The organism is Vibrio sp. R10-SG-ISO4 (assembly GCF_059834135.1).
The window spans coordinates 1-11,304 of the sequence record NZ_JCBDHJ010000006.1 but is presented as its reverse complement, the minus strand read 5'-3'; the positions used below and the strand labels follow the sequence as shown (position 1 = coordinate 11,304).

Below are 11,304 nucleotides of genomic sequence, written 5' to 3'. Positions count from 1 at the left end.
ACACGTTCGTGTTCCTTCCTAGTTATGATTCGCCACGATCAGAATTGATCGAGACGCGCCAGAAATTGCTATTTTATGCGCCAACGTCCGTCAGCGCAATATTTCGACGCCTTGATCTTTAAAAAAAGCACACACTTTTTCTACGATCAAGCCGCTTCATTAATAACCTCGCTCTGCAACAATTTTGTCTGCAAAGTTTTTCGGTACTTCAGCGTACTCATTAAACTCCATAGAGTAAGACGCACGGCCTTGAGTCGCAGAACGGAGGTCTGTAGCGTAACCAAACATCTCAGAGAGTGGCACTTGGGCACGGATAATTTTAATACCCGCAACACCATCGTCCATACCTTCAATCATACCGCGACGGCGGTTTAGGTCACCTACAACGTCACCCATCCAATCTTCAGGAGTGGTGACTTCAACATTCATCATCGGCTCAAGAAGTACAGGTTGTGCTTCTAATGAACCCTTCTTGAATGCCATCGAGCCAGCGATCTTAAACGCCATCTCGTTAGAGTCAACATCGTGGTAAGAACCGTCGAACAAGGTCGCTTTAATATCTAGTACAGGGTAGCCTGCTAGAACACCACTGTTCATTTGCTCTTCGATACCTTTCGCTACCGAGCTGATGTATTCCTTAGGAACCACACCACCCACGATTTCGTCGACAAAGACAAAACCCGCACCCGGTTCAGAGGGCTCTAGTTTGATCCATACGTGACCATATTGACCACGACCACCAGATTGGCGAACAAACTTGCCTTCCACTTCCGCGCTGCCGCGGATCGTTTCACGGTAAGCCACCTGAGGTTTACCTACGTTGCAGTCAACGCTGAACTCACGCTTCATTCGGTCAACGATGATATCTAGGTGAAGCTCACCCATACCCGAGATCAAGGTTTGACCGGTTTCATCATCCGTTTCGACGCGGAATGAGGGATCTTCTGCAGCCAGTTTACCCAGCGCAATCGCCATCTTTTCTTGATCGGCAACAGAGCGTGGCTCTACGGCAATCTGAATCACTGGAGCAGGGAATTCCATGCGCTCTAGGATCATCTTGTGGTTCGCATCACAAAGCGTATCACCCGTGGTGACATCTTTCAGGCCAATCGCTGCCGCAATATCACCCGCGCGGATTTCTTTGATCTCTTCACGCTTGTTGGAATGCATCTGAACGATACGCCCAAAGCGCTCTTTCTTCTGCTTCACTGAGTTGTACACAGCATCGCCTGAGTTGACGACACCTGAGTAAACGCGCATGAAGGTAAGCGTGCCAACAAACGGGTCGGTGGCAATTTTAAATGCCAACGCTGAAAACGGTTCGTTATCGTCAGCATGGCGCTCAACGTCGTTTTCGTTCTCATCGATGCCTTTGATAGCAGGTACATCGATCGGTGATGGTAGGTATTCCACCACGGCATCCAGCACGGCTTGCACGCCTTTGTTCTTAAACGCACTACCACAAGTGGCCAATACGATTTCGTTATTCAGTGTACGAGTGCGAAGCGCTTGCTTGATTTCACTCTCGGTCAACTCACCTTCTTCAAGGTATTTGTCCATCAACTCTTCGCTGGCTTCCGCTGCTGATTCAACTAGGTTACTGCGCCACTCTTCAGCCAGATCAACCATATCTGCTGGAATCTCTTCATAATTGAAGGTCATACCTTGGTCAGCTTCGTTCCAGTTGATCATCTTCATCTTGATAAGATCAATCACGCCTCGGAACTCATCTTCCGCACCAACGTTAAGTTGGATAGGCACAGGATTGGCGCCCAAACGAGTCTTGATTTGCTTAACGACACGAAGGAAGTCAGCGCCTGCACGGTCCATCTTGTTGACGAACACCATGCGAGGGACATGATACTTATCTGCTTGACGCCAAACCGTTTCCGATTGCGGCTCAACACCAGATGAACCACAGAAAACGACAACGGCGCCGTCGAGTACGCGCAACGAGCGCTCTACTTCGATGGTAAAATCAACGTGTCCAGGAGTATCAATGATGTTAATGCGGTGATCTTGGAATTGCGCTTCCATACCACGCCAGAAAGTGGTCGTGGCAGCGGAGGTGATAGTGATACCACGCTCTTGCTCCTGCTCCATCCAGTCCATGGTAGCAGCGCCATCGTGAACCTCACCAATCTTATGAGAAAGACCAGTGTAGAATAGAATACGTTCACTTGTGGTGGTTTTACCTGCGTCTACGTGAGCGACGATACCAATATTACGGTAGCGCTCAATCGGTGTTTTACGAGCCACGATAGAATCCTCTTCAATTGGGATATAGGGACTATTGCTATGTCGAAACGACAGAACGAAGAATGCTCGAGTTGAGCGTGGGCGTCTTCAGTTAACGATGTCGCGCTTTAGATGAGCGATTTTCTGTGTTTCAGATATAGCAATAGTTCCTAGCTTGCGCATAGGAACTATTGAAGTGCTGCGAGAGATCTCGCAGCACGATAAAGGTATTACCAACGGTAATGTGCGAACGCTTTGTTTGCGTCAGCCATGCGGTGAACGTCTTCACGTTTCTTAACCGCAGTACCTTTGTTCTCAGACGCGTCTAGCATTTCAGCAGCTAGGCGTTGAGCCATAGATTTTTCACCACGCTTACGCGCAGCTTCAACCAACCAACGCATAGCAAGTGCGTTACGGCGAACCGGACGAACTTCTACAGGTACTTGGTAAGTTGAACCACCTACACGGCGAGATTTAACCTCTACCGCTGGGCGAACATTTTCAAGAGCTTCTTCAAATACAGCTAAGTGATCTTTACCAGATTTCTCAGCCATAGTGTCTAGTGCAGTGTAAACAATTTTCTCTGCAGTAGATTTCTTACCGTCAACCATTAGGATGTTAACGAATTTTGCCAGCAGTTCAGATTTGAACTTTGGATCTGGAAGGATCTTACGCTGACCGATGACGCGACGACGTGGCATGGATTTTCTCCGTTGTCTTCTTCAGGTTATCCAAAACTTTTCAGTTTCTTCAAAAATTAAATATAATTTAGTGTTTGGCCTTACTTAACGGATACCATTAAGATTTTGGACGCTTAACACCGTACTTAGAACGACCTTGTTTACGGTCGTTAACGCCAGCACAGTCTAGTGCGCCGCGAACTGTGTGGTAACGTACACCCGGAAGGTCTTTTACACGACCGCCGCGGATTAGAACAACTGAGTGCTCTTGAAGGTTGTGGCCTTCACCACCGATGTACGAAGTCACTTCGAAGCCGTTCGTTAGACGAACACGACATACTTTACGAAGTGCTGAGTTAGGTTTTTTAGGTGTAGTAGTGTAAACACGAGTACATACACCACGTTTTTGTGGACACGCTTCTAGTGCAGGCACGTTGCTTTTAACAACTTGCTTTGCACGAGGCTTACGTACCAACTGGTTAATAGTTGCCATTAACTAGCTCCTGATTTACTTGAAAGTAAGCTTTGTGAAAAATCTATCCCGAATCACGAATGGTAATTAGGGACGCAAAATTCTATGCAGCAGTGAGAGGTGTGTCAAGAAATATACGGATCTTTTTTGTCCACTTTCCCCCGATAGGCCAGTGATGACTCAATCCCAAGTCAGCGATGTCTCGTGAGAGACCGTCAGGTCAACAAACTCACCGTGGTCAATCAGACGATAAGATGGGCTCAAACGTGACGTCATACCGCGCGCCGATGCATCACTGTGTAAGACGTGAACCTGATGCGCCTTAAGCGCTGTAAAAAGGGGGCTATGCATGGTCGCGCCGTAGATCGCCTCTTCAATCAGTATCAAGTCATCTTGTGTAGGATGGGCAATACGCAGCGCGTCTGCCAACGCGGATTGTGATTTAATAATATGAAGCATGTTACCTCTTAGAACGACAGCAGCGCCGACGCTTTTGCCAACTCGGCTTGTATTTCAGAAACCGAGAGAGGCCTAGCATCGATAACGAGATCGGCATGCGATAGACCCCGTTCAGATAACGATACGGCGCAGACAAACACATCCTCTATGTCATAAAGCTCAAACAGCTTCATCATAGGTGCGTACTCTTTACAGAGTATGTAACTGGCTTGCTGCCCTTGCAGTAACTGATACACACCATCGCCACTGAAGATGACGGCAATCGATTCACAGTACGCCGATGCGGCCATCAATGCATCGATGCCTTCTCGACCTGAGGCGGTGGCATGAGGTGCACTGCGAAAGAAATACGTGAGCTGACTCAAAACTGCACCACCCTATCTTGACTCAACATCGCCTCAGCAAGACTACCTAGCCCCGCTTGAACAAAACCTTCACTGAGGTTGCTGTTTGGTAGTGCATGCAGTGTAGCTTCATCGTCACTGACAATTCCGCGGCGTAGCGCGGCGGCCACACAGGTTTCAAGACGCACGCCATGCTCGGCAGCCAGTGCTTGCCATGCTTGGGTTAAATCCCACTCATCATTGGCGGGCACCACGAGACGACTGGCATTGCTAACGCCATCTTGATAAAAAAACACGCTCACCAATTGATGGCCTTTTTCGATTAACGCGAGGGCAAACTGGTAGGCACTGCGCGCAGACTGCGTACCATACACACCGCCATTCACGACCAAGGTGTAACTCAATGCGCTCATCTTTCGTCTTCTTCCGTTTTACGCTGACGGATATAGAGATACACGGTGTGCTTAGAGATATTCAAACGGTCGGCAACACGGTTGATCGCGTCTTTAATGTCAAAAATGCCCTTATCAAACAACTCCATCACGATTTGGCGATTTTTGGTGTTATTCGATACTGATTTGTCAGCATTGATCTCTTCAATGGTGCGCTCAACCGTCTGATCCACCAGCTCTTCAACATCGCTCGCAAAGTTAACCGATGAAGCGGCTTGTTTGGCTTCTTCGGTCGGCATAAACGATTGCAGCACTTGCGAGAAGGGCGCATCCAGGTTGACGTTGATACACAAAAGGCCAATCACCCGGTTCTCGCCATTGCGAATAGCAACGGTGATAGACTTCATGAGCACACCGCCTTTCGCGCGCGTAAAGTAAGAGCGAGAGAAGTTACGCTCTGATCCTTCGATATCACGCAGCATTTTCAACGCCAAATCGGTGATCGGCGATCCCACTTGGCGTCCGGTGTTTTCGCCATTGGCAATCTTAATCGCAGAGGTGTTGAGATCTTCCAATGAGTGCAAAACGATCTCACAGAATGGGCCGATTAAGCTTGCGATGCCATCCACCACGGCTTCATACGAGCGCAGAATGATCTTGTCGTGCTCACTAAATGGCATCACGTTGACAGATTCCATTTCAAGCAACATATCGGTATTTAGTGTTTCTGTAGTGGTCACTTTCTAGCCTTAGAGCGAAAAATCAACAAATTGCTGTAAGTTTATCAGAAATTTTGAAAATCAGATCCCGTAAACCGAGCATCTAGTGACTTAGAACAAATAAATCGCGTCTATCCGTGTGCGCGGGCGCATCTCTGAACGCTATCCTCACCTGAACGATCCCATCGCCAACTAGTATCGAACGCTGCTTTGGAAGGGTAGAAAAAAGCCCGGCACATGGCCGGGCTCCAATAAGAGAATAACCGCAGAAGATTACTGCGCGGCTTCTTCACCGTTTTCAATCTTAAGTAGCTCAACTTCAAACACGAGTGTTGAGTTCGCCGGAATCGATGGGGTGTCCTGCTCGCCATACGCCAACTCTGGCGGAATCACGAATTTGAATTTTGAGCCAACAGGCATGAGCTGTACGCCTTCGGTCCAACCTGGGATCACTCGATTGAGTGGGAAGGTGGCTGGCTCGCCGCGATCGTATGAGCTGTCAAATTGAGTACCATCGATCAGCGTACCTTTGTAATGCACCTGCACGGTATCGGTATCTTTTGGTTGCTCACCTTCCGCTGCCGTCATCACTTGGTACAACAAGCCAGATTCTGTCTTCACGACACCGTCTTGCTGTTCAAATTCAGCGCGGAATTCATCACCTGCCGCTTTCGCTGCTTGCGCTTTTTCAGCGGCTTGCTTTTGCATGGTTTCTGCTACACGTTGATCCAACGCTTCTAGCGCAGCACGCGTCTCTTCTTCGCTCAGTTCGGGGTTGCCCGCAAACACATGCTCAATCCCTTTTAGAACCAGGTCTTTGTTGAGGGAAATGCCAATTTCGTTTGGCTTATCAAGACTGGTGCTCAGGTAGTTAGCAAACGACACACCGATAGCATACGCCGCTTTATCGTCTTCGGTTTTAAAGTGAACCGCTTTTCCTGTCTCTGCTTGAACTTGTTCAGCAGCTGGGGCAGTGTCGGTTTTTGGCTCTTCGTCTTTTTGACAGCCAGCCGCTAGCGCAACCGTTGCAGCAAGCAGTGACACTTTAAAAATAGATTTCATTAAACTCTCCAAATTGAAGCATTTTGTCTTTGTGCACAAATCTTTAAGAAAGAGTGGTGTGCAATTACATGTTGTACCAATATAACCAATATACGGCTTAATTAAACCAAACCAAGCGGATATTTGGACCTAATGCGGATAATTTTTAACAAGGTCATCATTGTTGTTGTCATTTCAGCGTTAATAAATGGCTGTTTTTACTCTTCGAGTGACGTTCAGCGCTGGGAGATTGAACCCAATGGCGCCACGAGCTTTGCATTAAGCCGTGATGCTCGCTTCGCCCTGCTCTATTCCAAAGAGCATCAACTTGTCCTATGGGATTTAGTGGAGAGCCAACCTCTGGCCTCACTGGGTGAGCAAGACCCTCAAGCCAGTACCGTATCCACCATTCGCATCTCCGACAATGGCCGCTTTGCCGTGACCGCCACGCAAATCAATTTCGCGGTGTGGGATTTAGCGTGGACGCAAGCGCAAGGTCTGTGGTCAATATCCGACGGACTGATACGCGATATCGACATCGCCAGCAATGGCGAACAGGTATTACTTGGGCTCTCCAATGGTAAAGCGATTTACGTCAACTTAGTCACCGGACGTCGTCTTGAGTTCCTCGCGCACAATGAAAAAGTCAATTCTGTTGCGCTGTCGCCCAATGGGCGCTTTGCGCTGTCTGGCGGCAACGATTACACCGCTTACTTATGGGACACCAATACCGGGCAAATTCTAAAAACCTTTGAGCATGAGCAGCGCATTAATCGTGTTGCTTTGCATCGCGATGCCAAGTTTGCGTTCACTTCTGATGGTGGCAATCAAGCGTTCATTTGGGATTTAAGCACCGGCGAACAACACGCTCAACTGCGAAGTTTCTCACGGCAGCTTATTTTCTCTAGCGCCCGCTTTTCTGATGATGGGCAAAAGCTCGTAACAGGCACACCGTCGAGTCGAATTATGGTGTGGGACGTCAATAGCGGAAAGCGCATCGACGGCTTTGAAGCCGTACCACTAAAAGATGCTCGCCCTCCTCGCGCAGTGGTGTATGATGCTGCCTTTGATAACCGAGGGCGTGTCATTTCTGCAACATCCGCAGGCATTGCCCAAGCTTGGCAGCTAGATGAGTAATACGATGAGCGAAACACTTATTGAACAACTAGAAAACCGCATCAATGACTTGGAGTGCCAACTTGCCTTCCAAGAACAAACGGTAGAGAGCCTCAACATTGCACTTAGCCAGCAGCAATTACTGATCACCAAAATGCAGGATCAGATGAAATACGTTGTCGGTAAAGTGAAAAACATGGACAGCTCGAATCTGGCTGACCCTTCAGAAGAGACGCCGCCTCCCCATTACTGATCGTCATAGCCACATTGCATTGCAGGCTATAAGCCTCTCGGTAAGGCTAACCAAACACATAAGCAATCACGGCGCCCGCCACCACGAGACAGCCGCCCATGCGTCTTAAGTGGTGGTCTGATTGCTCGCTGATCTGGGCAATCATGGCTCGCCACCCTTTGGGCGCGATTAATGGCCCTAGCCCTTCGACTATCAACACAATGCCCAGTGCCAGCCACAATGAGTTAGACATCCTCAGCTCCTTTTCCCGCGCCACGTGCGCATGCAAACGCTCAGGCGGCGACAATGGTAAACCATCCTATGAGAGACAAAAAAATAAAGGCTCCGTCATAACGGAGCCTTTATTCATCAATAGCGAATTACTTCGCGGCGGCACCCGCAGAGTTGTTCATGTATTTAAAGAACTCACTCTTAGGATCCAAGACCAGAATATCACTCTTATCGCTGAACGATTTCTCGTAAGCTTTAAGCGAACGTAGGAACCCATAGAACTCAGGGTCTTTATTGTACGCTGACGAGTAGATTTTCGCCGCTTGTGCATCCGCTTCACCTCGCGTCACACGCGCGGTTTTGTCTGCTTCCGCAAGGATAGTCGCCACTTCAAGTTCGGCTTGTGCGCGAATCACTTCCGCTTTTTCGCGGCCTTGAGAGCGGTGCTTACGCGCCACTGACTCACGCTCTGCACGCATACGGCGATAGATAGACTCACTGATCTCATCAGGTAGGTTGATTTTCTTCATTCTGAAGTCAACCACACGAACACCCAAGTCTTTCAGTGCGCTGCGACGCGTGTCGTTCAGCACTTCTTGCATGATTTGGTCACGCTGACCATCAATCTCAAGTGCCTCTTTGGCCGCTTCAGTCGTGACGACATCCGCATCTGCACTGTCAGGTAGAACGTCGTTGTTACGCGGACCTGACACGATCTGTTTGATCTCACGAGCACCGATTTCAGAACGCAATACGTCAGTGACTTTACGCTCAAGGAGCGCTTCCGCCGTCAGCGTATTACCACCACCGGTCGCCAAGTAGTATTGACCGAAATCTTCGATACGCCACTTAACGTAGGAATCGATGATGACGTCTTTTTTCTCAGAGGTCACGAAGCGGTCTGAACGGCCGTCCATGGTCTGAATACGTGCATCGAGTGTTTTAACACGATCGAACATCGGCATTTTGAAGTGCAGACCCGGCTCGTAAATGCGAGACACATCGTTGTTGTCTTTCAGCACTCGACCAAATCGAATCACGATACCGCGCTCGCCTTCAGGAATGACAAATAAAGACATCAACATCAGAGCCAATGCAACGACTAATACAGGGATCATTAACTTACGCATTCTTAGTATCTCCCTTGACGTGAATCAGTTGAACGAGATGAGGTGTCTGAAGTGGTATCAGTACGCTGGGATTCAAGCTCAATTTGATCATAACTAGAAGATGACTTAGTACTGCGCTTTGTTGACACTTGATCTTGACCCGCCAACTTATCAATAGGCAAGTACAAGAGGTTGCCGCTCGATTCGGAATCAATCAGCACTTTCGATGAACGGGTGTAAACCTCTTCCATCGCATCTAGGTACAGACGATTACGCGTGACTTCCGGCGCCGCTTGGTACTCAGGCAACAGTTTTTCAAACTGAGCAACCTGACCTAGGGCCTCGTTAGTAATACGCTCGTTGTAACCTTGCGCTTCTTTCTTCAAACGCTCCGCCCGACCGGTCGCTTTTGGCAAGATTTCATTCTTGTACGCTTCCGCTTCTCGGATGAAACGCTCTTCATCCTCTCGAGCTGCGATCGCATCATCAAAAGCGTCTTTCACTTGCTCTGGTGGACGTGCAGATTGGAAGTTGACATCAACAATGACTAAGCCCATATCATAGCTGTCGACAATGTCGTTCAACGTTTCTTGAGTACTTTGACGGATTTGCTGACGACCACTGGTCAAAATGCTATCCATCAATGAGTCACCAATCACAGCGCGCAACGCAGAGTCGGTCGCTTGGCGTAAGCTGTCATCAGCGTTGGTCACTCGGAACAGGTACTTATAGGGTTCCGCGACACGGTATTGAACGTCCATCGCCACCGTGACGACGTTTTCGTCTTTGGTCAGCATCAAACCTGAAGAGCGCAACGAACGAATCGCTTGCACGTTCACCGGGGTCACTTCGTCAATAAAGCGAGGACGCCAGTTCAAACCAGGATCGACCACGCGATCATATTTACCGAGGCGCAACACAACACCGCGCTCCGCTTCGCCGATAGTATAGAAACCTGCAAAGAACCAAATTGCGACCGCGATCGCAGCGATAATGCCAAAGCCGATTGCTCCGCCACCACCGATAGACGGTCCTTTACCGCCTCCTTTACCACCAAACTTTCCACCCAGTTTCTGACTCAGTTTGCTAAACACTTCGTCTAAGTCTGGCGGTCCTTGATCACGGCCACCTTTGTTACCGCGATTATTGTTACCCCACGGGTCATTATCGCGGCCATCGTTGCCGTTGTTATTACCAGGCTCATTCCACGCCATTAGAAAGCTCCATCATTTGATATGACGTTATACTGTAGCAGTCATTTAAGTAACTATAAAGTCACGTAAAACTGCCCCTTCTCTTTTTTCAAGTCTAGACCAATCCGCTTGTTGCATTCGAATCTCGATCAACAAGTCACCATCGGAATCATACTCTTCCTGTTGAATACATTTCATCTGGAAGAATGTACTACGAATTCGCCCTTGATGTTGTGGCGGGATTCGCAGTTGGTACTGAACCATTTGGCTAGAGAGACGCTCGGTAAGAGCCTCAAACAGCAATTCAATACCCACGCCTTCCATTGCCGATACCCATACAGCACGAGGAGTGCCTTCCTCATCTCTTTCTATACGAGGTTTCTGGTCTTCTAGATTGTCTATCTTATTCATCACCAGCAAAGCTGGGACTTCATGGGCATCAATTTCTTCAAGTACCACATGAACTGCATGAATATTCTCACGAAAACGGTCGTCACTGGCATCGACAACATGTAACAAAATGTCAGCTTCTTGCGTCTCTTGCAGCGTCGCTTTAAAAGCGGCGACCAGATCGTGTGGTAAATGACGAATAAATCCAACCGTATCCGCTAAGATTGCTGGACCGACATCGGCCAAGTCTATTTTTCTCAGCGTTGGATCAAGCGTGGCAAACAGCTGATCAGCAGCGTAAACGCCCGCTTCAGTGATTCGGTTGAATAGGGTAGATTTCCCTGCGTTGGTGTATCCAACAAGGGAGACGGTTGGGATTTCCGCTCGACTTCTAGCTCGGCGACCTTGTTCGCGCTGCTTGGCCACTTTCTCTAGGCGGCGCAAGATGGCTTTAATCCGATCACGCAATAAACGTCGGTCAGTCTCTAACTGAGTTTCACCTGGACCACGTAACCCGATCCCACCTTTTTGTCTTTCAAGGTGAGTCCAACCTCGAATCAGTCGCGTTGAGATATGACGCAACTGCGCCAGTTCCACTTGCAACTTGCCTTCGTGAGTACGAGCGCGCTGAGCAAAAATATCTAAGATCAAACCCGTACGGTCCAATACTCGACATTGACACAGCTTT

General features: G+C 48.7%; 14 protein-coding genes. 2 read left to right on the top strand and 12 right to left on the bottom strand.

Translation table 11 applies throughout. The annotated features are described in order from the left end of the window. Positions 1–159: 159 nt before the first annotated feature. From fusA to fkpA, 8 genes are all read right to left on the bottom strand, one after another. Positions 160–2,259 carry an elongation factor G gene (fusA, locus tag AC6R03_RS03715; RefSeq protein WP_500632069.1) on the bottom strand — a complete coding sequence of 700 codons (2,100 nt, stop codon included), beginning with the start codon at positions 2,257–2,259 and terminating at the stop codon, positions 160–162. 209 nt (positions 2,260–2,468) lie between these two features. After that, positions 2,469–2,939 carry a 30S ribosomal protein S7 gene (rpsG, locus tag AC6R03_RS03710; protein ID WP_045957025.1) on the bottom strand — a complete coding sequence of 157 codons (471 nt, stop codon included), beginning with the start codon at positions 2,937–2,939 and terminating at the stop codon, positions 2,469–2,471. 97 nt (positions 2,940–3,036) lie between these two features. Next, positions 3,037–3,411: a 30S ribosomal protein S12 gene (gene rpsL / locus AC6R03_RS03705; protein WP_004399892.1), complete on the bottom strand. Its 375-nt coding sequence runs from the start codon at positions 3,409–3,411 to the stop codon at positions 3,037–3,039. A gap of 159 nt (positions 3,412–3,570) precedes the next feature. Then, the gene (gene tusB, locus AC6R03_RS03700; RefSeq protein WP_487903603.1) at positions 3,571–3,849 is read right to left on the bottom strand and encodes a sulfurtransferase complex subunit TusB; all 279 of its coding nucleotides are present in this window, start codon (positions 3,847–3,849) and stop codon (positions 3,571–3,573) included. 8 nt (positions 3,850–3,857) lie between these two features. Further along, a complete protein-coding gene (tusC, locus tag AC6R03_RS03695; RefSeq protein WP_500632070.1) occupies positions 3,858–4,214 on the bottom strand; it encodes a sulfurtransferase complex subunit TusC in 357 nt (118 codons plus the stop codon). Then, entirely contained in the window at positions 4,211–4,606 is a 396-nt protein-coding gene (tusD, locus tag AC6R03_RS03690; protein ID WP_500628035.1) for a sulfurtransferase complex subunit TusD, read from the bottom strand. Before tusD ends, tusC begins: the two co-directional genes overlap by 4 nt. Continuing rightward, positions 4,603–5,325, bottom strand: a complete 723-nt coding sequence (locus tag AC6R03_RS03685; protein WP_334555722.1) for a helix-turn-helix transcriptional regulator — start codon at positions 5,323–5,325, stop codon at positions 4,603–4,605. The genes tusD and AC6R03_RS03685 overlap by 4 nt, the downstream gene beginning before the upstream one ends. A 252-nt stretch (positions 5,326–5,577) precedes the next feature. Then, the gene (gene fkpA, locus AC6R03_RS03680) at positions 5,578–6,366 is read right to left on the bottom strand and encodes an FKBP-type peptidyl-prolyl cis-trans isomerase (protein ID WP_500632071.1); all 789 of its coding nucleotides are present in this window, start codon (positions 6,364–6,366) and stop codon (positions 5,578–5,580) included. 132 nt (positions 6,367–6,498) lie between these two features. On the opposite strand from fkpA, the gene AC6R03_RS03675 reads away from it, so the two are divergent. Next, a complete protein-coding gene (locus AC6R03_RS03675) occupies positions 6,499–7,482 on the top strand; it encodes a WD40 repeat domain-containing protein (protein ID WP_487903607.1) in 984 nt (327 codons plus the stop codon). A 4-nt stretch (positions 7,483–7,486) separates the two neighbouring features. Further along, positions 7,487–7,714, top strand: coding sequence for a SlyX family protein (locus tag AC6R03_RS03670; protein WP_500632072.1), 228 nt, complete (start codon positions 7,487–7,489; stop codon positions 7,712–7,714). A 46-nt stretch (positions 7,715–7,760) separates the two neighbouring features. On the opposite strand, the gene AC6R03_RS03665 is transcribed toward AC6R03_RS03670, so the two are convergent. The 4 genes from AC6R03_RS03665 to hflX all read right to left on the bottom strand — a co-directional run. Then, a complete protein-coding gene (locus AC6R03_RS03665) occupies positions 7,761–7,946 on the bottom strand; it encodes a DUF2065 domain-containing protein (protein ID WP_500632073.1) in 186 nt (61 codons plus the stop codon). 127 nt (positions 7,947–8,073) lie between these two features. After that, entirely contained in the window at positions 8,074–9,054 is a 981-nt protein-coding gene (hflC, locus tag AC6R03_RS03660; RefSeq protein ID WP_334555717.1) for a protease modulator HflC, read from the bottom strand. Between the two features lie 2 nt (positions 9,055–9,056). Next, the gene (hflK, locus tag AC6R03_RS03655; RefSeq protein ID WP_500632074.1) at positions 9,057–10,247 is read right to left on the bottom strand and encodes an FtsH protease activity modulator HflK; all 1,191 of its coding nucleotides are present in this window, start codon (positions 10,245–10,247) and stop codon (positions 9,057–9,059) included. A gap of 45 nt (positions 10,248–10,292) precedes the next feature. After that, positions 10,293–11,304: ribosome rescue GTPase HflX (hflX, locus tag AC6R03_RS03650; RefSeq protein ID WP_500653636.1), on the bottom strand; the 1,012-nt coding region annotated here is incomplete at its 5' end.

Coding starts and splice junctions, on each gene's coding strand:
- rpsG (WP_045957025.1), bottom strand. CDS start 2,939: ATGCCACGTCGTCGCGTCATCGGTCAGCGTAAGATCCTTCCAGATCCA.
- rpsL (WP_004399892.1), bottom strand. CDS start 3,411: ATGGCAACTATTAACCAGTTGGTACGTAAGCCTCGTGCAAAGCAAGTT.
- tusB (WP_487903603.1), bottom strand. CDS start 3,849: ATGCTTCATATTATTAAATCACAATCCGCGTTGGCAGACGCGCTGCGT.
- tusD (WP_500628035.1), bottom strand. CDS start 4,606: ATGAGCGCATTGAGTTACACCTTGGTCGTGAATGGCGGTGTGTATGGT.
- fkpA (WP_500632071.1), bottom strand. CDS start 6,366: ATGAAATCTATTTTTAAAGTGTCACTGCTTGCTGCAACGGTTGCGCTA.
- AC6R03_RS03675 (WP_487903607.1), top strand. CDS start 6,499: ATGCGGATAATTTTTAACAAGGTCATCATTGTTGTTGTCATTTCAGCG.
- AC6R03_RS03670 (WP_500632072.1), top strand. CDS start 7,487: ATGAGCGAAACACTTATTGAACAACTAGAAAACCGCATCAATGACTTG.
- AC6R03_RS03665 (WP_500632073.1), bottom strand. CDS start 7,946: ATGTCTAACTCATTGTGGCTGGCACTGGGCATTGTGTTGATAGTCGAA.
- hflC (WP_334555717.1), bottom strand. CDS start 9,054: ATGCGTAAGTTAATGATCCCTGTATTAGTCGTTGCATTGGCTCTGATG.
- hflK (WP_500632074.1), bottom strand. CDS start 10,247: ATGGCGTGGAATGAGCCTGGTAATAACAACGGCAACGATGGCCGCGAT.